This window comes from Paractinoplanes polyasparticus, assembly GCF_019710575.1.
Taxonomy (GTDB): Bacteria; Actinomycetota; Actinomycetes; order Mycobacteriales; family Micromonosporaceae; genus Actinoplanes; species Actinoplanes polyasparticus.
In genome coordinates this window covers 13,404-34,757 of sequence record NZ_JAHWFK010000073.1, presented here as the reverse complement: position 1 = coordinate 34,757, position 21,354 = coordinate 13,404, and the positions used below count along the sequence as shown (strand labels likewise).

The 21,354-nt window shown below is 68.1% G+C and carries 18 protein-coding genes; 15 read left to right on the top strand and 3 right to left on the bottom strand.

Features of this window, described 5'->3' with window-relative positions; translation table 11 throughout:
- The first annotated feature begins 389 nt into the window (after window positions 1-389).
- Window positions 390-1,130, top strand: a complete 741-nt coding sequence (locus KXC43_RS47825; protein WP_221382963.1) for a S8/S53 family peptidase — start codon at window positions 390-392, stop codon at window positions 1,128-1,130.
- A gap of 112 nt (window positions 1,131-1,242) precedes the next feature.
- Here KXC43_RS47825 and KXC43_RS47820 read toward each other — a convergent pair whose 3' ends face one another.
- A complete protein-coding gene (locus tag KXC43_RS47820; protein WP_221382962.1) occupies window positions 1,243-1,464 on the bottom strand; it encodes a hypothetical protein in 222 nt (73 codons plus the stop codon).
- Between the two features lie 23 nt (window positions 1,465-1,487).
- Complete coding sequence (locus KXC43_RS47815) at window positions 1,488-1,850, bottom strand: hypothetical protein (protein ID WP_221382967.1); 363 nt, start codon at window positions 1,848-1,850, stop codon at window positions 1,488-1,490.
- Between KXC43_RS47815 and istA the strand changes: the two genes are divergently transcribed.
- The 6 genes from istA to KXC43_RS47785 all read left to right on the top strand — a co-directional run bounded on the left by istA (window position 1,774) and on the right by KXC43_RS47785 (window position 11,371).
- Window positions 1,774-3,390: an IS21 family transposase gene (gene istA / locus KXC43_RS47810; RefSeq protein WP_221382961.1), complete on the top strand. Its 1,617-nt coding sequence runs from the start codon at window positions 1,774-1,776 to the stop codon at window positions 3,388-3,390. The genes KXC43_RS47815 and istA overlap by 77 nt on opposite strands.
- Entirely contained in the window at window positions 3,387-4,169 is a 783-nt protein-coding gene (gene istB, locus KXC43_RS47805; protein WP_221382960.1) for an IS21-like element helper ATPase IstB, read from the top strand. Before istA ends, istB begins: the two co-directional genes overlap by 4 nt.
- Window positions 4,170-4,208: 39 nt before the next feature.
- Window positions 4,209-4,415 carry a hypothetical protein gene (locus tag KXC43_RS47800; protein WP_221382959.1) on the top strand — a complete coding sequence of 69 codons (207 nt, stop codon included), beginning with the start codon at window positions 4,209-4,211 and terminating at the stop codon, window positions 4,413-4,415.
- Window positions 4,390-7,329, top strand: a complete 2,940-nt coding sequence (locus KXC43_RS47795; RefSeq protein WP_221382958.1) for a S8 family serine peptidase — start codon at window positions 4,390-4,392, stop codon at window positions 7,327-7,329. The genes KXC43_RS47800 and KXC43_RS47795 overlap by 26 nt, the downstream gene beginning before the upstream one ends.
- Window positions 7,330-7,820: 491 nt before the next feature.
- Window positions 7,821-8,153, top strand: a complete 333-nt coding sequence (locus tag KXC43_RS47790; RefSeq protein ID WP_221382957.1) for an LLM class oxidoreductase — start codon at window positions 7,821-7,823, stop codon at window positions 8,151-8,153.
- Between the two features lie 149 nt (window positions 8,154-8,302).
- Window positions 8,303-11,371: a S8 family peptidase gene (locus KXC43_RS47785; RefSeq protein WP_221382956.1), complete on the top strand. Its 3,069-nt coding sequence runs from the start codon at window positions 8,303-8,305 to the stop codon at window positions 11,369-11,371.
- A gap of 116 nt (window positions 11,372-11,487) precedes the next feature.
- Here the strand turns inward: KXC43_RS47785 and KXC43_RS47780 are convergent, their stop codons facing one another.
- The gene (locus KXC43_RS47780; protein ID WP_221382955.1) at window positions 11,488-12,480 is read right to left on the bottom strand and encodes a helix-turn-helix domain-containing protein; all 993 of its coding nucleotides are present in this window, start codon (window positions 12,478-12,480) and stop codon (window positions 11,488-11,490) included.
- Between KXC43_RS47780 and budC the strand changes: the two genes are divergently transcribed.
- The 8 genes from budC to KXC43_RS47740 all read left to right on the top strand — a co-directional run bounded on the left by budC (window position 12,479) and on the right by KXC43_RS47740 (window position 21,037).
- On the top strand, window positions 12,479-13,267 hold the full coding sequence (gene budC, locus KXC43_RS47775; protein ID WP_221382954.1) for a meso-2,3-butanediol dehydrogenase: 789 nt from the start codon (window positions 12,479-12,481) through the stop codon (window positions 13,265-13,267). The genes KXC43_RS47780 and budC overlap by 2 nt on opposite strands.
- 429 nt (window positions 13,268-13,696) lie before the next feature.
- The gene (locus KXC43_RS47770) at window positions 13,697-14,356 is read left to right on the top strand and encodes a response regulator transcription factor (protein WP_221382953.1); all 660 of its coding nucleotides are present in this window, start codon (window positions 13,697-13,699) and stop codon (window positions 14,354-14,356) included.
- 52 nt (window positions 14,357-14,408) lie between these two features.
- The gene (locus KXC43_RS47765) at window positions 14,409-15,443 is read left to right on the top strand and encodes a sensor histidine kinase (protein ID WP_308129589.1); all 1,035 of its coding nucleotides are present in this window, start codon (window positions 14,409-14,411) and stop codon (window positions 15,441-15,443) included.
- 88 nt (window positions 15,444-15,531) lie between these two features.
- Window positions 15,532-16,422 carry a hypothetical protein gene (locus KXC43_RS47760; RefSeq protein ID WP_221382952.1) on the top strand — a complete coding sequence of 297 codons (891 nt, stop codon included), beginning with the start codon at window positions 15,532-15,534 and terminating at the stop codon, window positions 16,420-16,422.
- A gap of 2 nt (window positions 16,423-16,424) precedes the next feature.
- Window positions 16,425-17,702, top strand: a complete 1,278-nt coding sequence (locus KXC43_RS47755) for an efflux RND transporter periplasmic adaptor subunit (protein ID WP_221382951.1) — start codon at window positions 16,425-16,427, stop codon at window positions 17,700-17,702.
- Complete coding sequence (locus tag KXC43_RS47750) at window positions 17,699-18,421, top strand: ABC transporter ATP-binding protein (protein WP_221382950.1); 723 nt, start codon at window positions 17,699-17,701, stop codon at window positions 18,419-18,421. Before KXC43_RS47755 ends, KXC43_RS47750 begins: the two co-directional genes overlap by 4 nt.
- On the top strand, window positions 18,418-19,641 hold the full coding sequence (locus KXC43_RS53125; RefSeq protein ID WP_221382949.1) for an ABC transporter permease: 1,224 nt from the start codon (window positions 18,418-18,420) through the stop codon (window positions 19,639-19,641). The genes KXC43_RS47750 and KXC43_RS53125 overlap by 4 nt, the downstream gene beginning before the upstream one ends.
- A gap of 157 nt (window positions 19,642-19,798) precedes the next feature.
- Window positions 19,799-21,037, top strand: coding sequence for a serine hydrolase domain-containing protein (locus KXC43_RS47740; RefSeq protein ID WP_255646078.1), 1,239 nt, complete (start codon window positions 19,799-19,801; stop codon window positions 21,035-21,037).
- Window positions 21,038-21,354 lie beyond the last annotated feature (317 nt).

Genomic DNA, 21,354 nt, shown 5'->3' with positions numbered 1-21,354 from the left:
AGCGAGCCAGATAACCTCACCCCTGCCCCGACCGGCGGCAGGTAACCACCGCTCCATCAAAGCGGGGGCAACTCAGGCTGACTGCGGGTTCTGGACAGCCTCGGTGACGAGTCCACCATCGGTTTCGGTATCCACTTCGCCGACGCCCAGTTCGGCCGTCCCCAGGAAACCGCCGGAGGCCTGGTCTGGGAACCTTTGCCCTGACCTCAGCGAAACCCGGGTGATCCTGCCGCCGATCACGAACAGACCGTGCAACAAGCACCACCGGACTGCGGCGCCGACGTCCGCGGCCCGGGAGCGGTGTACGTGATCTCTGCGTAATAGAGGATCTTCATAGTGAGCGGTGTCCGAATCATGATCACCGCGAGGTTTCGTTGTCACTATCACGTTTGCGCGGGATCGGGCTGGTCGCGCTGATCACCAGCTCGGTCGCGATCGTCCCCGCCTCCGCCCACGCGGCCCCATCGTCCCGGCTGCCCGTGAGCGCACCGGCGAACACGGTTACCTTGATCACCGGCGACAAGGTGAGCCTGGCCGCCGACGGCGGCGTCCAGGTGCGTAACGCCGAGGGCGAGCTCGCCGGGTACCTGTCGAAGGTCAAGGACGGCGACACGTACGTCTACCCGCACGAGGCTTTCCCCCACCTGGCGTCCGGTCTGCTCGACGAGGACCTGTTCAATGTCACCGAGCTTGTGGCCGCCGGCTACGACGACGCGCACAGCTCCGGCATCCCGCTGATCGTCACCTACCACGGGCCGGCACTCACCGCTCGTGGCGTCCCGGCCGGTGCCACCGACCTGCGACCGCTGGACAGCATCGGTGGGGCCGCCATGGTCGCAGACCGTTCCGGTCGCTTCCTGGCCTCCGCGGTCGGCACTCGATCAACCCGGGGGATCAAGAAGATCTGGCTGGACGGCAAGGCCAAGGCCGACCTCGCCGAGAGCACCGCGCAGATCGGTGCCCCCGAGGTCTGGCAGACGGGCAACACCGGTGGCGGTGTCGACGTCGCCGTTCTCGACACCGGAATCGACACCTCCCACCCGGACCTGACCAGCTCGGTGAGAGCGACCACGTCCTTCGTGCCCGGCGAGTCGGTCGAGGACGGCCTGGGTGGCTCTGGGCGCGGGTAACGGTCCCGTCTGGTCGGGAGTTATGGACCCATTGCTTGCCTGCCGGTTCCAGTGGGCGCGACTGCGGGGCCCACCCTCGCAAGTTGCTACGCATCATCGCGCCGGCGGGGTTCTACTCCGGCGGCAGGCGCTTAACAACCTTGGCTAGGTGAGTGGTCAGCTGGTCGACCTGTCTCGGGATGTCGAAACCTTCTCGCATGTCTGATTGGCGGGAGGCGTCCCGCAGCAACCGGACCAGCGCATGGTAGACGGCAGTCCTGATGATCAGATATTGCAAGCCAAGACCGGCGGCAGCCGCCATGAGCCAGAGCAGCCCGGCACCGATACCCGTCACTTTGTCGCCGTTCGCGCATCCATTCAATGATCTTGACGGTGTTTTTGTCGTCGATCTGCCGGAGTTCCCGGCCATCCCTGAACGGAGTACATCTCGGCGCAGTTCTGTGGGGTGTCTGGCGAGTCAGGCTGAACAGCCTTGGTCGGGCAGACCTCGATGCTGCTGCGGTCGCGAAGCGCCTTGGCCAGCGTTTTGTTCACCAGTTCGGGTCCCACCTCGATCGGGTGGATTCGATGTTCGCCGGTTTCGGTCCCACCTGAGCTGATGGGAGCATCGGCGGGTCTGGACGGGGGCCTGCCGATGGCGCCGATGTCGAAGGTTGACTTGTTCGCGGCGATCCGCCGGGACTCCCATGCTGGCTTGTCGGTGCGGGCGATGGCCGGCAAGTACAAGGTGAGCCGTCGCACAGTCCGCGCGGCGTTGCAGTCGGCGTGGCCGCAGCCGCGTAAGCCGATGCCGCCTCGGGCGTCGAAGCTGGACGAGTTCAAGCAGATCATCGACGAGATCTTGCGGGCGGATCTAGACGCTCCTCGCAAGCAGCGGCACACGGTGACCCGTATCTACGACCGGCTGATCGCCGAGCACGGCATGCGCGGAGTGTCGTATTCGGTTGTGCGCCGCTATGTCGCCGACCGCAAGCCAAAGATCCGCGTCGAGGCCGGACGGGGGCCGGTCAACGTGTTCTTCCCACAGACCCACCGGCCGGGCGAGGAAGCGGAGGTCGACTTCGGCGAGGTCACGATCAACCTGCGCGGGGAGCCGGTTACCTGCATGCTGTTCGCGCTACGGTTGTCGTTCTCTGGCAAGGCTGTCCACCGGATCTTCGCTTCCGGCGGGTCCGAAGCGTTCCTGGAAGGCCACGTCCACGCGTTCACCACGCTTGGTGGGGTGCCGGCCGGCAAGATCCGCTACGACAATCTGCGGGCCGCGGTCGCCCAGGTCCTCGGCTTCTCTCGGCAGCGGGTCGAAACGGCGCGGTGGACGGCGTTCCGGTCCCACTTCGCGATAGACCCGTTCTACTGCCAGCCAGGTTTGCAGGGCGCCCATGAGAAGGGCGGAGTCGAGGGACAGATCGGCTGGTTCCGCCGCAATCATCTGGTCCCAGTCCCTGAAGTCGACTCGTTCGAGCAGCTCAATACATGGGTCGATGTCTGGGACACGGCAGACAACGACCGGCGAATCGGATCGCGAGCGCACACCGTCGGCGAAATGTTCGCGATCGAGCAGCCGCGACTATCTGCTCTGCCCGACGAGCTATTCGAGACCGGCACCTGGCTCGGGCCTCGCGTCGACCGCTACAGCCAGGTCACCGTCCGCATGAACCGCTACTCGGTGCCGGTCCGGCTGGTCGGCCGGCAGGTCCGAGTTCACCTGTCCGCCTCCGAGCTGGTCGTCTATGACGGCCGCGCCGAGGTGGCGCGACACGAGCGGCTGATGGCCAGAAATAGTTCCCGCCTTGATCTCGACCACTACCTGGAGGCACTGCTGCGCAAGCCCGGCGCCCTGCCAGGCTCCACCGTGCTCGAGCAGGCCCGCGCGGCAGGCAAGTTCACCCCGGTCCATGACGCCTGGTGGGAAGCCGTCCGCAAAGCACACGGTGACTCCGCCGGCACCCGCGCCCTGATCGAGGTTCTCCTACTGCACCGACACATGCCGCATGAGCACGTCGTCGCCGGCCTGGCCGCCGCACTGCGCGCCGGGGCGCTCACCGCGGATGCCGTCGCCCTGCAGGCCCGCAAGTTCGCCGAGAACGACGACCACTCGCAGCTAGTCGATCGCCCTCGCCGCCCCGCCAGCAACGTTGTCTCACTGACCGAACGGCGCCTCGCGCAGCTGCCCGCCGACACCAGACCACTGCCCTCGGTCACCGCCTATGACCAACTGCTCCGCTTGCCGCCGCGCACCGCAGAAAGGAACCGGTCATGACTCGCCACCGAGGGCTCACCGAACAAGCCGCTGACGCGGCGATCGACTCCGCCTGCCGACTACTGCGCCTGCCCACCATCCGCGGCCAGTTCGGTGACCTCGCCGAGGCCGCCGCCCGCGACCAACAGAGCTACCGCGGGTTCCTCGCCGAACTACTCATGGCCGAATGCGACGACCGGGCCCGACGCCGCTCCGAACGCCGGATCAAAGCGGCCGCATTCCCCCGGGACAAGAGCCTGCGAGCCTTCGAATTCGACGCCAACCCGCACGTCGACCCCGCCGTCGTCCACACCCTCGCCAAATGCGACTGGGTCAAGAAAGGACTGCCGCTCTGCCTGATTGGTGACTCCGGCACCGGCAAAAGTCACCTGCACATCGCACTGGGCACTGAAGCCGCGATGGCTGGCTTCCGCGTCCGCTACGTCCTGGCCACCAAGCTGGTCAACGAGCTCGTCGAAGCCGCGGACGAGAAGATCCTCGCCAAGACGATCGCCCGCTACGGCCGTGTCGACCTGCTCTGCATCGACGAACTCGGCTACATGGAACTCGACAAACGCGGCGCCGAACTGCTGTTCCAAGTACTGACCGAGCGAGAGGAGAAGGCGTCCGTCGCGATCGCCTCCAACGAGGCATTCTCCGGCTGGACCAAGACCTTCAGCGACCCGCGGCTCTGCGCCGCGATCGTCGACAGAATCACCTTCGGCGGCAACATCATCGAGACCGGCACCGACTCCTACCGCCTCGCGCAGACCCGCGCTCGCACCGAACAGCATGCCTAACCCTCTGGACAGCCACACCGAGCCATCGCGGAGGACAGCATGCAGGCCGGTGAACCCGACGATGATCTGCTACCGCTACTGCTCGAAATCTGCGAAGACTATTTCGCGGGCAGCCCGGCGGGCCGCCGCGAGCTCGACGCACTCCTCCGCACGCGCGACATCACCGGCGGGCCAGGCTGGCTGATCGACATGCTCGCGCTCACCCGCCGACGTCTGCAAGGTGGGACCCAAACTCAAGCACATTGATCACTCGGGAAAGCCCCACCTTGGGCCCATAGGAGACGCACATCTGGGACCCGTTCTCGCGCCCGAAGCCAGCCTGGGCCACGGCACGCACGTGGCGTCCACGATTGCCGGCAACGGTGCCGCCTCGGGCGGGCAGGAGCGCGGCGTCGCACCGGGCGTACGCCTGCACGTCGCCAAGGTGCTCGACGACGAGGGCTACGGCCAGGAATCGTGGATCATCAGCGGTATGGAGTGGGCGGCCCGCGAGCAGCATGCCCGTGTCATCAACGTGAGCCTCGGCGGTGACGGAACTGACGGCACCGACCCGATGAGTCTGGCCGTGAATCAGCTGAGCGAGGAGACCGGCGCGCTCTTCGTCGTCGCAGCCGGCAACGCGGGCCCGAGCGAGTTCACCGTGGGGACGCCGGGCGTGGCCGACGCGGCACTCACCGTCGGCGCCGTGGACGGCCGGGACGCTCTCGCCACCTTCTCGGGGCAGGGGCCACGGCTCGGCGACCGAGCGGTCAAGCCCGACCTGACCGCGCCGGGCGTGGACATCGTGGCCGCCCGTTCCCACCTCAGCGCGCTCGGCGAGGGCCCCTATCTGTCGCTGAGCGGCACCTCGATGGCGACGCCGCACGTATCCGGCGCCGCGGCGCTGGTCGCCGCCGCGCACCCCGGATTGAGCGGCCAGCAGCTCAAGGATGCCCTGGTCAGCACCACCAGTGCTACTCCGAGCCAGGACGCCTATCAGGGCGGTACGGGCCGGCTCGATGTCGCGGCGACAGCGAGCGCCACGGTCTTCGCGACGGGCTCGATCAACTTCGGCTATCCGTCCACGCCGGCGGGACCGGTCGACCGCGACATCACTTACACCAACATCGGCGCGGCCCCGGTCACGCTCGATCTGGCCACCTCGTTCGACGCGATCACCCTGTCGGCCCGGCAGATCACCGTCCCCGCCCACGGCACCGCCTCGGCGACCGCGACGATGTCTTTCGACAAGGTCCCGGCCGACCAGGCCTTTGCCGGCTACGTGACGGCGACCGGTGGGTTACGTACCTCGGTCGGTGGGGGACGGGAAGGCGTGCGGCGCCGGCTCGAGCTGCTGGCCCGGGACCGCCGTGGAAAGCCGCTCAGCGGCGTGGTTGTCCTGCTGAGCCGTGACCGGACAGCCATACAGACGATCGACGAGACGGGCCGGCTCGACCTGCGGTTGCCCGAGGGCACTTACACCGCCTATCTGACCGCCGATGTCGAGGGGACCCACGGTCCGCGTTCTCAGGGCCTGGCCATCCTCCCGGTGACGGATATCCAGCTGAACAGCGACCGCACGGTGATCTTCGACGCGGCCAAGGCCCGCCGGTTGACCGCGACCACCCCGCGGCCGTCCACGGTGGTCGCGTCCCGGTTCACCCTCATCCGGGACATCACCGGCAACCCGTGGATGGACGCGTGGTATCCGGGACCGCAGTACGACAGCGTGTGGGTGCTGCCGACGGATCAAGTGCCGGACGGCACGCTCACCGCGTCGGCCCGCTGGCGTCTGGCCCAGCCCACGTTGACCGTCGACGGCTACGACGACCTGCTCGTGCGTAGGGGCGCAACGCCACTGCCGGCGGAGGTACGCCGCCTCGACGCGGTTCTGGGCGGCGCCGTACGCGGCAAGGCCCTGGTCGTCCGGGCCGGCGACTCGGCCTCCATCCAGGAACAGGCAGCCGTGGCGGCGTCGGCGGGCGCCCGGCTGCTCCTCGTCGTCAACGACGGGGTCGGGCGCCTCGAGCCGTGGCCCGGGCCGGTCTGGATGCCGTCGGACCCGCCGCCGCTCACCGTCGCCACCCTCACGCACGACGAGGGCGAGAAACTGATCGCGCGCATCCAGCGCGAGCACCGCGTCCGGCTGGACGTCACCTCGCACCCTGTCACCGAGTACTCCTACGACCTGGTCAACGATTACGTCGGACGAGTGCCGAAGGATCTCTCCTACCGGGCCACACCGGGCAACCTGGCCCGGATCGACATGTCGTTCGACAACTGGCGTCCGGGACGCGCGCTTGATCAGCGCTACGAGATCGACACGCTCGGGTTGACGACTTTCCTGGACTACGTCGACGCGCCGGCCCAGGGCGATCGTACGGACTGGGTGACGGCCGGAAAGAAGTGGATCTCGAATGTGAAGATTCCGGGGGAGCAGACCCAGCACACCGCGCCGACTGCATACCGGGCCGGTTCGGTGTACGGACAGCGATGGTTCGGACCGGTGCAGCGGCCCCGCCTGGTTGACGACCCGGACAGCCTCGACATCGTCCGCGGGGATGATGGCTGGTTCTTCGCCGACATCCCGGGCTGGGGTGACTCGGGCGCCGCCCATGAGGGAGACACCGGCGGGAACTTGGACGTCGACAACCGGCTGACCCTCTACCAGGGTGACAAGGTGGTGAGTGCCACCGACCGGGACAACCCGGTGCTGGCCGTCGGCCCGCTACCGGCACAGGTGCTCCCGTACCGGCTGGTCTCGGAGAACAACCGGGGTGCGTGGCCCGGGCCGTACTCGACCAGTACCCGCACCGAGTGGTCGTTCACCTCCGGTGCCGGGAAGCCGGGAACGGCCACCTCCCCGCCGCTGATCCAGCTGGACTACGACGTGGACACCGACCGGGGCGGCCGGGCGAAACGAACCTTCGACCTGACGGTCGGCACGTCCACGCCGGCCAGGGCGACCGACCCTGGAATCGTCCGGGGACTCACGCTCGACGTCTCGTACGACGACGGGGCCACCTGGCATCGGGCCGCCGTCCGCTGGCGACCGGACGGCTGGAGCACCCGGATCACGGCCCCGCGCGCTGCTCAGTTCGTGACACTGCGCACCAGCGCACGCGACACGCGAGGCAACACAGTCGACCAACGCATCACCCGGGCCTTCGGCCTCCGATAAGACCCTGCCAGTACGTGAGACAGCGGCGCGGACGTGCTCAGCACACCCGCGCCGCTGTGCTGTCGCGACCTGCCCGAGCACGAGTACGGCGAGCCGGACCGCGGAGCGACAGCTCACGAGGGGATCCTCTCTGCTATCGCCCGACGCGTCAGAGAAAGGTGCGGTTGTCGGGCCGGCAACTCGTGCGCGAGCATCCCGGGCACACCACCGGGGTGAGACAGACGGCGCCGAACGAGACGTTCGCCCCGGCATCGCAGGTGCCACCTACTCGTGCCCAGAGGCGACGGCTGAACCGTGGCCGTCGGCCCTCCGTCATACGGATATGAATTCGCTTTGTCGTCTTTGGAACTCATGATCGCCGAGAGGGGGTGCACCGCAGCCGAGGTGATCGACGCGACCGCGCGAGCCGTATCGCGCCTCGACGATCTCGGGTACCGGCGCGTCTGGTTCGCCGAGCACCACGGGACCGCCCTGTCGGCCAAGGGTACGTCATGGTCTCCGTCGAGGCCGTCGTAGCGGACACGGATGAGCAGGCCGCGGCCTTGGCCCGCCCGACCGACATGGCGAGGGCCATGCCGCCGGGCTCCGCGGGCCTGTTGTCGCCGGGGGAGGCGGCCGCGGTTCCCCCGCCGGAGGCGGGCCGGGACTATGCCGAGGCGACCGGTGCGGCGCAGGCCCGGGGCAGTGTCGGCACCGTGCGCCGGCGTTTCGCCGAGATCGTCGAACAGACCGGGGCGGACGAGCTGATGCTGTGCCCCAACATCCTCGATCCAGAGGCGAGGATCCGGTCGTACGAATTGGCCGCCCGGGCTGCTGAGAACTGAGCCGGCACGACCACGCGGCGACCTGTTCACCCAGCGCCCCGGTCCTGAAATCTAGAACATTCTTCTCAGATGTGCACAAAGGACGGTCGAGCGACGTCTTCCTAGGCGTGCACACATCACGAAGAAGATTCATCGCAGCGATCAGCGCGGTGGTCCTGGCGGCGTCGGCCGTACCGGTGGACAACAGCCCGGCTCAGGCTGCTGAGAAGCCGAGCGGCGGCTCGGCCCGGACCGTCACGCTGATCACCGGTGACCGGGTCACCCTCGCCGGTGGCGCCGTCACGGTGACGCCCGGCCCGGGCCGGTCTGGCATCCCTATGGCGACCAGCACGGTCGGCGGTCGCACCCGGGTCGTCCCGGCCGACGCGCTGCCGCTGTTGCGCGCCGACAAGCTTGACGCCCGGCTGTTCGACGTCACCGGTCTCGTGGCGGCCGGCTATGACGACCGGCGCGCCGACCTCCCGCTGATCGCCGGCCGGGGTGCGACTGTGAGCGGCGCCCGCGTGCGCGCTCTGGCCGGGCTCGGGGCCACGGCAATCCGTACGCCCAAGAAGAACCTGGCTCGCGACTGGAAGGCCGGGACCGGTGCGGGCAAGCTGTGGCTCGACGCGAAGGGCAGGTTCACCGCGGCCGCCGGGGTTCAGCAGATCGGGGCGCCGCAGGCCTGGCAGGCCGGCCTGACCGGGAAAGGGGTGACGGTCGGGGTCATCGACAGCGGCGTCGATGTCACCCACCCCGACCTGGCCCCGGTCGTCGCGGCGCAGGCCGATTTCTCCACCGGCACCGCCGTCACTGGGGATGTGCACGACATTGGTGGTCACGGCACCGCCGTCGCCTCGATCCTGGCCGGCCGGGGTACAGCGTCCGACGGGCGCTACCGGGGTGTCGCTCCGGACGTGCGGCTGGTCTCGGCCAAGGCCGGTGACTTCGACACCACCGAGTCGGCGGTCATCGCCGCCATGGAGTGGACCGCCGGTACCCAGCGCGCCAAGATCGTCAACATGAGCCTCGGCTTCCCGAACACGCCGGGCACCGACCCGCTCGAGGCCGCGGTCGACGAGATGACCGAGAAGTACGGCACTCTGTTCGTCGTGGCCGCCGGCAACAGCGGCAAAACCGGCAACGACCCGGCCAACGGCGACGACTACAAGGTCGAATCGCCGGCCGACGCCGCGGACGCGCTCAGCGTCGGTGCGGTCGACTACCACGACCGGCTGGCCGATTTCTCCAGCCGCGGGCCGGGGCTCGACGGCGAGAGCATCAAACCGGAGATCACCGCGCCCGGCGTGGACATCACGCATGCGGTCAGCCGCGACGCCGGACCCGGGCCGTACGGCATGGGCTACGGCACGTCGTACGCCGCACCACACGTCGCCGGCGCCGCCGCTGTCCTCAGCCAGAAGCACCCGGACTGGACGCCGGCCCAGCTCAAGGCGGGCCTGATGGGCTCAGCTCAGCCGTCCGCTGACCTCGGGGCGTACGCCCAGGGCGCGGGTCGGGTCGACGTGGCCCGCGCGGTACGCACCGCCGTCGTGGCCGACCCGCCGAGCCTGAGTCTGGGCCGGCAGACCGCCGGCAAGGCGATCACCCGGACGGTCAGCTACCGCAACTACAGCACCCGGCCGCTGACGCTCACGCTGCGGGTGAGCGCGCCGTTCGCGGTGAACGCCACCTCCCTGACCGTCCCGGCCGGGGGCACCGCCTCGGCGCGGGTCACGGCCCCGGCCACGCTGACCGGTGGGCCGCACACCGGGCAGCTCACTGCCGCGGCCGGGGACCAGGTCGTCACCACCCCGGTCGCCGTGGTTCGCGACCGGGCGGTGGTCGATCTCGACCTGCACGTGCTCGGCCTCGACGGGCTGCCCAGCGCCGATCACTACACCCAGGTGATCGGCTTGGACACCCCGTACCTCTACGACTCCCTCTACCACTATCCGTGGACTGCCGACATCAACCTGCAAGTGCCGAGCGGCCGCTACGCGATCGTCACCCAGTACTTCGCGGAATCGGCGGACGGAACGTATATCAGCGCCTCCGTCACTCAGCCCTCGGTGACGGTCACCGGCGCTACCGACGTCACCGTGGACACTCGGAAGGCCAAGCCCGTGACGGCCACGGTGCCCGATGCCGGCGCTCGGTTCGAGGCCGGCTCGGTCGCTTCAGTCGTACGAACCGCGACCGGGTGGGCCTCCTACGCCACCAACAGCTACGGCGGTTCTCTGCGAAGTGCACAGCTGGGCGCAGACAGTGATGCCGTCAACTCCGTGGTCCGGTTGGCGTACAGCTCGGACAGCGGCGCGTACCACCTGGCCTGGCCGTTCGCCGGAGGCGTGCCCGACGGTCTCACCGGCGCCGTCACGGCACGGGATCTCGCGGTCGAGACCGGTGAGGTGCGACGGCAGATGCCCGGTAGCACACTCAACTTGACCACGAGCGCCCGCCTCCCGGGAGTTCCGCTGCCGCTGGCCCCGCTTACTACCGAGGCCTCCGCGACCCGCTTTTTCACCACCTTCAGCGGTGTCTCCTGGAATACGGGCCTCTACGAATGGCGTGACGAGGGCGACTACGAACAGGTTTGGACCGCCGAGGAGCCACGTCCGTACGAGGCTGGGCGGAAGTACTCCGCCGTCTACAACGCTCCGGTCATCGCGCCCTGCCCGACCGGCGGGGGCATCGGCTGGACCGGTGAGCGGCTGTCGGTTCGGATCGCGATGAACTGTGACAGCGCCGGGCACCCCGGCACCACAATCGCCGTCCCGGGCGGCCTGACCGGCGGCACCACCCTGTTCCGCGACGGCGAACAGGTGGCGTTCTCCGACGTCCCGGGCGAGGCCACGCTTCGCGTGCCGCAGGCTCAGGCGAATTATCGGCTGCGCCTCGAGCAGGGTCGCTCGGTCACCGCGTTCACCTCGTCCACCGCGTCCACCGTGGACTGGACTTTCACCGACCCGGCCGTCGTGTCGGAACTCGGCACGGTCCGGATCAGCCCGATCACGTCAGGCGTCCGGTTGACGCCCCCGTCCGGCACCCGGTCGGTGACGCTCGAGGTGTCGTACGACGACGGCGCGACGTGGAAGACGGCCACGGTTCGCCGTGACAGCGACGGCACGTACCGGGCCACCCTCACGGGAACCGGGTATGCCTCGTTGCGGGTGGCGGCCAAGGGCTCGGCATCCTCCGTCACCGAGACGGTCATCCGGGCGCTTCCGCCCGCCTGACCTGACAGCCCGGACCCGCGCCGGCCGAGCGGAGCAACCCTTCGAGGACCCGCTCGCCGTCGCGTTCCGGGCTCCACCGGCAGTGCGCCTCGGATCGCCGGCTCAGTGAGACGCCGTCAACGGCCGCACTCGCGCGCATGATCGACCGGTGCGAGGCCGTAGCGCTTCTTGAAAGCGCGACTGAAGTGGCTGCCGTCCGCGAAGTGCCACCGGGCCGCTATCTCTGACACACTCCACCGGTTCTGTTCCAGCGCCGACCGCGCGGCCTGCAGGCGCCGCTCGCGGATCCAGGTCGCGACTTGCAGGCCGTCCGCGGCGAAAGCGCGCTGCAGCGTCCGTACGGAGACGTTGAGCTCGCGGGCCAGCATCGCCGGCGACAGATCCGGATCGGTGAGCCGGCGCTCGGCCACGGCCTTCGCCGCCTCGGTGAGCGCGGGCGCGAGGCGCGAGTCGGCCGCGTCGAAACCCCGAAGCGCCACCGCCCGGGCCAGTTCGATCAAGGTTTCGCGGGCCGCGTCGACGCCCGCGGAGCTGAGGGCTGAGGCCATCTTCTGGATCATTCCGGCGTGCGCGGCCAGCAGACGCACCTCGGCGGTGCTCGCGGCTCCCCGCACCGTGCGCCCGTGCAGCAGAGGCGTCAGCTCGGCGGCGGGCAGCACGAAGATCTGCGCGCTCGTGCCGGGCGGCGTCGCGAAGTGGGTCAGCCGTCCGACGTGGCGCAGGGCGAACCCCCCGGCGGTGACCGTGAAAGCGGAACCGTCACGCGAATCTCCCAGAGCCCATTCTCCTCGGTCGACCAGCCACAGGCGCACGACATCGTCACGGATGGCCGGGCCACTGGCCGTACGCAGTGCTGAGACTCCGTCACCGCGCACGATGGCCACGTCATGCAACTGGGTAGCGAGGAACCGGGCCTGAAAGCCCGCCAACGTCGCGGCATCGAAGCGGGGCAACGGGAAGTGCCCGCTCGTGAGGGTGTCATAGCGGCGGGTGAAGTCGGCGAAGTCGGCGGCTCGCACGGGGCGGGCGCTGCTGTCGCGAATGTCCTGGGAAGGTGTCGCCGTCGTGCAAGCGTCCGCCCCGGCGTGCGGCCTACGGTTTGTTCCCATGACAACTCCTGACATTCCGGGTGCCGGTCGGGTCGCGGTCCTCACCGGTGCCAGTGGCGGGCTCGGAGCGCAGATCGCTCACCGATTCGCCGCGGACGGCTACACCACCGTGTTCGTCGGGCGTACCGAGAAGACCCTGCAGGATGCGATCGAGGCCGGCCCGGCCGGGAAGGACATGCACGCCTGGCCGAGCGACGTCGCCGATCCCGGTGCGGCCGCCGCCCTCATGGACGGCGTGGCGCGGCGTTTCGGACGTCTGGACGTCCTGGTGAACGGGGCCGGCCTGGCCTTGCCCGGAACTGCCGAAGAGGCCCGGCCGGAGGACTACCGCGCCATGATGACCGCCAATCTTGACACGGTCTTTCACGCCTCGCGCGCCGCTCTGCCCCACTTGCGCACGGTGCGCGGCTGCATCGTGAACATCGGCTCCAACAGCGCGGTCCGCGGCGATTGGCAGCAGGCCGTCTACAACGCCGCCAAGGGAGCCGTGGCCAATCTGACCAACGCCATGGCCCTGGACCACGGCCACGAGGTGCGCGTCAACGCCGTGCACCCGGGTGTCACGTTGAGCAGTGACCTCATCCGGGCCGCGCTGGCCGAAGGGACGCCGCTGCGCGCTCGCTACGACGACCGGGTGCCGATGCGCCGCCCCGGGAATCCGGCCGAGATCGCCGCGGTCGTCGCTTTCCTGGCCGGCCCGGAGGCTTCGTACGTCAACGGGGCGCACATTCCGGTCGATGGCGGCCTCACCGCGTCCAGCGGCCAGACCGCCCTCTACCGTGACTGAACTCGTCACACGTCACGCACCGGACGGGCTGCGCGGAGCAGAGGCTACCGTACGCCCGATCGGGTCAGAGCGAGTTGCGCGGACCGGTGTCCCCGGACGGCTGAGCCGGATTCGGGTCGAGACAAGGTTCGGCATGCCCCTGCAGACGGCCCGCGGGCGGCAGGCGTTCAGAGGTGTCTGCTGTCAGTCGAGCTGATGGGGTCCCTGGAGACCACGCCGGACAGCTGACTGAGTGAGTGCTCGAGAAGTGTGCCGGCGCAGGGTCGTCCGCAAGGCATGACCGAGCGGCAGCGGTCGGCGTGAACACTTCACCAGCGTTGAACGTTGTAGCGACCATGAGTCTGCGGGCCAGCCGCCCTTCGTCGGGTTATGAAAGTTTTATGGGGCTTGTGCGATCCTCAGGCCCGCGTTTCGAGAGGAAGATCTGACGTGCGGGTACTGGTCGCCGATGACGAACGCGTCCTGGCGGAGACGGTTGCGGAGGGCCTGCGCGGGCTCGCGCTCGCTGTCGATGTCGTCTACGACGGCTCCAGCGCCCTGGACAGGGTCCTGACGAACGCTTACGAAGTGGTCGTGCTCGACCGGGACATGCCGGGCCTGTCCGGCGACGCGGTGTGCCGTCACATCATCGAGTCGGGTCGCGACACCCGGGTACTCATGCTCACCGCTGCCGCGGGAATCCGGGAACGGGTCGAGGGCCTGAACCTCGGAGCCGACGACTATCTCATCAAGCCATTCGCTTTCGCCGAGCTCGTGGCGCGTGTGCAAGCGCTGGGTCGTCGGCCGGGAAAGGGGATTACGCCGGTGCTGCAGCACAGCGGTCTGGTCATGGACACGGGCCAGCACACGGTGACACGAGAGGGTCTCCCTCTGACGTTGACTCCGAAGGAGTTCTCCGTTCTGCGAGTGCTGCTCAGAGCCGGCGGCGCGGTGGTCAGCGCGGAGGAGTTACTGGAACAGGCATGGGACGAAAACGCCAACCCCTTCACCAATTCGGTACGGGTGACCGTCATGAAGCTACGCAAGAAGTTGGGGGACCCGCCACTCATCCATACGGTCTCCCGAATCGGATACCGGCTCGGCCCGTGAGCCCTCTGTGCTGCGACTGAGTTCACCGCAGTGGCGGATTTTCTTCCTCTGCGTGGTCGCTGCTGCTGCCGGCCGGTGGTCACCACGGCTCACGAACGACCTGCTCTCGACATTGGTCCTCCACAACGGCGGCATCTGCGCGGTGACTCCGGTCGGTGCGGCTGCTTCACCGACCCCTGGCTGGTGGTGCGCGGCAGGTCAGGTACGGATCGTCGAAGCCGTCCTGGCGGGCGCCGGTCTCGTCCTGCTGGCCCTTGCGGTCCGGTGGGCCCTGCGCCCTTTGCGGGACGTAGCCGCCCTCATCCGCAACGTCGGGCCGCAGGGCCTCAGTCACCGCGTCACCGCCGGCCGATTCACAGGTGTGACGGTCCAGCTGGCCGAGGCGATCAACCAGATGCTGGAGCGGGTGAGCGTCGGTTACGACTCGCAGCGCCGCTTCGCCGCCGCCGCGTCGCACGAGTTGCGTACCCCGCTTGCCGTCCAGCGCGCCCTGATCGAGGTCGGCTTGGCGAACAACCCGGGGCCCGCGAAGGTGGCCGTGGTGGCGGAACAACTCCTGGCCGCCAATGAGCGCAACGTCCAGCTGATCGAAGCTTTGCTGGTGCTCAGCGAAAGCGACCGCGGGCTGGCCGCACGCGGGCCCGTCCGACTCGATCTCATCGTGGAGAACGTGCTGGTGGAGCACCGAGCCGCGGCGGAACGGGCTGCAGTCACCATCAGCTCGGCGTTGCAACCTCGGACCGTCGACGGCGAACAGGTGCTGCTCGAACGGATGGTCACCAACCTGGTCCAGAACGCCATCAAGTACAACCGTCCGGGTGGCACCATCCACGTCGCGGTGGCGGCCCGGCCTGCGCTCACCATCGCCAACAGCGGTGATGACGTGCCGGAATCCGAGACCCTTCGGCTTTTCGAGCCTTTCCAGCGGCTCGGTGCGGATCGGATGAATCGACCCGACGGCGTCGGCCTGGGACTGACCATCGTGCGCTCCATCGCCCAGGCCCATGACGGTGCCGTCAACTGCCACACGACCGGCCGGGACGGACTGCGCTTCGACGTCGTCCTTCCTCAGCCGCCCGGCCGATAACCGTTCGATAAACAACTCGTTTACGCCCTGCATACCGGCTGCGGTACAGAATTCCCGGCGTCAGTTCACAGCTCGTCCGGGAGAAGAAATGCAACGCGTACTGCTCAGTGCCGGCCTGATTTCCGCCAGCCTTGTTCTGCTGACCGCCTGCGGCGACGCGAACCAGGGGGAACCATCCTCGACAGCTACGGCTGGAACGGGTGCACAAACCACGGCGGCAGTGGGTGCACAGGCCACGGCAGGCCAGGATGATTTCGCGGCTCGGCAGCTGAAAGTGGAGAACCTGATCGCCGACTGCATGAAGCAAAAGGGCTTCTCCTACGTTCCTCACACAAGCACGAGCACGGCAAATCGAGCGGACCTGTATGTCGGGCGTCCCTCGTTGTTGCAGTCCGACGATGTGGTGCGGCCACTGCGTCAGAAGTACGGCTTCGGCGTGGCCGCCAAGGAGGTCTATCCGAACGACCCGACGGTCGCGCCGCCGAAAGGTGGTGCCACGGAGAACCCGAACAACAAGATTCGCGAGGAACTGGACGACGCGCAACGCGCAGCGTACGACAAAGCCATGGGCGACGAGGGCGCTCCGGGCTGTGTCGAGGAGGCGTCCAAGACCGTTTTCGGCACGACAGATCTCCGACGTTCGCAGGCCGATGCCAAACGTGCCATCGAGAAGTTCCAAGCGGACAAGGCAGTCGTCGCGGCGGCTCAGCAGTACGCGGACTGCCTGCGCGGCAAGGGCTACCGCATCACCACCGGCAAGCCGGGCGAGGTGGAAGTTTTCCTCCTCGACCAGGTTCGTCCGGCAACGATCCCCGCGGTCGGTGACGAGGACACCGCGCCGGGATCCGGCGATCCCCGAACGGCATTGGCCAAAGAGATCAAAAAGGCTGTCGCCGATCTTGACTGCCGTGGCGAATATGCCGAGATCGTGCGTACCCGCTACCCGAACGTCGTCAACCTCGATCTGAACCAGGGGTGACGGTGCGTCTGCTGCCTCGGTCCGGGCCGCCGCGGGTCGTCGCCGCGACGACCGCCGTCGCTCTCGCCGCCGGTGCGGCGGGCTGGATGCTCGCCGCGCACGTGAAATCACCGGCCGACGCGGCGGCCGGCCGGCAGCCGCCGTCCGCATCGCTGATCACCGTGCTGGTCGAGAAACGGCCGCTGACCGCCCGGGTAACTGTCCAAGCCTCGGTCACCTACCGCAAGGCCACGCCGATCCTCCTGACCGGAAGCGTCGCGCCGGTGGAGGGGGAGCAGCCGAGCGGTCAGCTGGTGACCCGGGCGGCCAAGCCGGGCGGGATCCTCCACGAAGGCGACGTACTGATGGAGATCAACGGCCGTCCGGTGTTCGCCCTGACCGGAACGGTGCCGATGTACCGCACCTTGACCGAGGGCAGCACAGGTGACGACGTCGTCCAGGTTCGCGCCGCGATGCGTCGTCTGCAGCCCCGCAGTGGGATCGCGGCCTCGGGGCCGATGACCGGTGGCGTCCTCGCGAAGGTAGCCGCTTGGTATGCCGAACACGGTTACCGCGCTGTCCAGCCAACCGCTGAGCAAGTGAAGGAGCAGCGCCGACTCGAGAAAGTGGTCCGTACCGCCACGGGTTCCGAGCTCGTCGACGCCAAGACCGGGTTGGCCGAGTTCCGCAAACGCACCGGTGCGAGGATTCACAGCGGTGAGATCGTCTTCGTGCCACGACTGCCCGTCCGGCTGACCACGGTGGGGGCCAAGACCGGGACATTGGTGTCCGGTGAGGTGGCCACCTTCGCCGATGTGTCGCTCGTCGTCGACGGGGCCGTCGCGCAGGAGGACGCCAAGCTTCTCAAGCCCGGTCAGACGGCCACGTTGACCTCCTCGTCCGGCCGGACCTACCGGGCGAAGGTCTCAGCCCTCGGCGAGGCGGTCACCGACCGTGCCGTGCCCGATGAGAAGAAGACGGACGATCAAGGTAGTGACAAGCCGGTCACGGTGCCCTTCCGGCTCACTCCGACCGGAGGGGTAAAAATCACCGGCCTCGTCGGGCAATCGGTGCGAGCTGACATCACAGTGGGCGACACCGGTGGCGCGGTCCTGGCAGTTCCTGTCGCGGCAGTCTTCACTCGCGCCGATGGCCAGGCATATCTGACCCGGCAGTCCGCAGTGGCGACCGTGCAGGACATTCCGGTGACCACCGGACTCGCGACCGATGGTTATGTCGAGGTGACGGACGAAGGCACGTCACTGCGAGCCGGTGATCGAGTGGTGGTGAGCGGTCCATGACGCCAGTCATCCAACTTATCGGTGTCCACCGGTCGTTTTCCACCGATCCGCCGGTCCATGCGCTCACCGACATCAACCTGAGTATCGCTCCGGGTGACTACATCAGCATCGTCGGGCCTTCCGGCTCCGGTAAGTCGACGCTGCTGAACGTGCTGGGCCTGCTGGACAAGCCGGACAGTGGCTCCTACACCTTCGAAGGCATTGAGACGGCGGCCCTGAATGACCGGCACCGTACTGCTCTTCGGGGCGCGCGGATCGGATTCGTCTTTCAGTCCTTTCATCTGATGAACTACCGCTCCGTTGTGGAGAACGTGATGGTGGGCGGACTCTATGCCGGACTGAGGCGCCCGGAGCGGCGGCGACTGGCAATCGAGGCGCTGACCCGGGTCGGACTGGAGCACCGGCGCGACTTTCTCCCCACTCGCTTGTCCGGTGGTGAGCGGCAGCGCGTGGCCATCGCCCGGGCCCTGCTGGACGATCCGGCTCTGCTGTTGTGCGACGAACCCACCGGTAATCTGGACAGCGTCACGACCGGCGCCGTCCTCGACCTCTTCGAAGAGCTGCGGGCGCAGGGCACCACCCTGCTGGTCATCACGCACGACAACAACGTCGCCCGTCGGGCGCAACGCCGGCTGCGCATGCAGGACGGCCGGTTGACCGAGCTTGCGACAGACGCTCCTACGGTGGTGCTCCCTCAGGTGGCGGGACAGGCCCGGTGAGTCGTAGCCCCCGAGTACGGGCGAGAGAGATCGTCTCCGAGGCGCTCAGCGGGATCGGGTCCCGTCCGGCGCGCACCGCGCTCACCGTTCTCGGCACTGTTCTCGGTATCGGCACCCTGGTGACAACGCTCGGTGTCTCCGCCACCGCGGGCAACCAGATCGCGGCCCGCTTCGATGCCGCCACCGCCACCGAGGTGACGATAACCGTGCCGGTGCCCGAGAATACTGAACGCCTGCCGCCGGTGCCGTGGACCGCACTCGACAATCTCAGTCGGCTCAACGGTGTCACCGCTGCGAGCGGATATGCCCGTTCGCGGTCGGGCAACGAGCTGCCGGTACGCTCCACGGCGCTGCACGATCCGACTCGGGTCTCCACCCGGAAGCTGACCGTCATCGCCACCGACGTGGCCTTTCCGGCCGCCGCTCGTACGGCGGTGACCACCGGACGGTTCTTCGATCGAGGGCACGTGACGCGGCACGACAGGGTCGCGGTGCTCGGGCCCGAGGCGGCCGAGCAACTCGGTGTCACCCGGGTCGACCAGCAGCCGGCCATCTTCGTCGACGACCAGTCGTTCAGTGTCATCGGCATCCTCGGCCCGAGCACTCGTACCGACCAGACGCTGCTGAACAGCGCCATCGTGGTGCCGTGGAGCACGGCCGAGACGACGCTACGGGCCGGGCCGATCGATACCGTACTGGTGACCACCGCACTCGGCGCCGCACCTCTGGTGGCAGAGCAGGCGCCGGTGGCCCTCAGCCCGAACGACCCGCTCGCCTTGCAGGTCAGCGCCCCGCCGGATCCGGCGGACCTGCGCACCGGTGTCGCCCAGGACGTCAGCGGCATGTTGCTGGTCCTCGGCTTGGTCTCCCTGGTCGTGGGCGCCCTGGGAATCGCCAACGTCACCCTGGTCACGGTGATCGAGCGGACTGCTGAGATCGGCCTGCGGCGCGCCCTGGGAGCGCGGCGCCGTCACATCGCGGCCCAGTTCCTCGGAGAGTCTGTCTTCGTCGGGCTGCTGGGCGGCGTCATCGGCGCCAGTCTCGGCATCCTGGCTGTGGTGACGATCAGCGTCGTACGGAACTGGACACCGGTCGTCGACGGCTGGTTGGCCGCCGGAGCACCGGCCGCGGGAGCGGTGGTCGGCCTGGTCGCCGGGCTCTACCCCGCTTTCCGCGCTGCGAGCATGCAACCCGTCGACGCCCTGCGCGGGCCGGCCTGACCGTCACCGATCACCTCGGTGGCGCCGCCCGGCCATGAACCGCGGGGCTCCGCTCTCCGTCGTAGGGGTCGGACACGGATCCTGAACCCGGCCCTCAGGACGCCACGGCTCCGGCACGTGTCGGGAGGGGTAATCGATGGTGCTTTCAGGAGACGACATGAGCCGCTCCCATGTGAACGGTTCAGCCGCGACAACGACGCGCAGGCTGCTGATGAGGATTCTCGCCCTCGTCCTCGGCCTAGTCCTTGGCATCGTCGGAGGAGGTGCCGGCCTGAGGTTCGTGCATGCGCACGCCACTCGGCTCAGCCTGCAGGATGATGTCGACGCGTTGCTGCGTTACGGCACTCCTGGGGTCCTGGTCGGCCTGCAGACCAGAATCAATGAGATCGAGGTACGCAGCGGTGTCGGCAACCGGGAGACCCGGGCCTCCATGCCCTGGAATGCGAAGTTCCGTATCGGAAGCTTCACCAAGACCTTTGTCGCGGCGACAGTTCTCCAGCTTGTCGGTGAAGGAGCACTCGGTCTCGACGACACGGTTTCATCGTTCCTGCCGGACGTCCTCGCGGACGGAGACAAGATCACCGTACGTTCTCTGCTGCAACAGACCAGCGGCCTGCCCGAGTACCTGAGGGAGGTGGACTATGTCTCCTCCGGCGACGAATCTCTTTTCCTCGCGAACAGGAATGAGACGGTGACCGCCGAGCTGGCGGTCGAAATCGCAACATTGATGCCGCGTGACTTCGACCCCGGCACCAGCTGGGGATACTCGAACACCAATTACGCCGTGGCCGGGCTCATCATCGAGGTGGTGACCGGCCATACCTGGCAGCACGAGGTCAACGAGCGGATCCTGCGGCCCCTCGGCCTGCACGACACCACCGCACCGGACACCGATCCGACGATTCCCCAGCCGCATGCGAACGCGTACGAACGCTTTGCCGGGGTCGGCGCCACCGAGGACGATCCGAAGTACGGCGACTTCGTCGACGTCACCGAGTACAACCCGTCATGGGCCGGTGCGGCAGCCGAAATGATCAGCACTACCTCGGACAGCAACACCTTCCTCCGCGCGCTGCTCTCCGGAAAGGTGTTACCGCCGGCCCAGCTCCGTGAGATGCTCACGACCGTCGATACGAACGAGGCCTTCCGGGTCAACTGGCCAGGAGGGCGGTATGGCTTGGGCATCATGTACGTACCCACCTCGTGCGGTGGCTCCTGGTTCCACGGGGGCGACGTCATCGGATCCCGGACAAGAGGCGGGGTCAGCGCCGACGGCTCCAAGAGCATCGTCGTGTCCTTCAACACGAGTTCACTGCAACCTGCCGACGGGGTGCCGGCCCCGGCCCACGACCCCACCGCCGACCTGATTGATGATGCCCTGTGCGGGACTGATTGAAGACATGGGCGGTCCCCGACATTCTTTCGGCCGAGGGCGGCTTGATGGGTGAGGCAGACACCCGTTGCATTTCGTGATCCGAAGTAACCCATTTCACATTGATGACCTTTATTTCGCTTTTGCCCGTCTTCTCGGACAGTGGAGTGCCGCTCGATCGCGGCGCTCGCATGAGGAAAGGCGAACCAAGTGGGTTTGAGTAAGCTCAAGGCGAGCGCGGTGGGCGCCGCACTCGTGCTGACGGGAGCGGGGTTGACGGCGGCGACGCCGGCAATTGGGCTGGCGGGAGCAACGCCGGCCGCAAATGCTCCGTCAGGTGG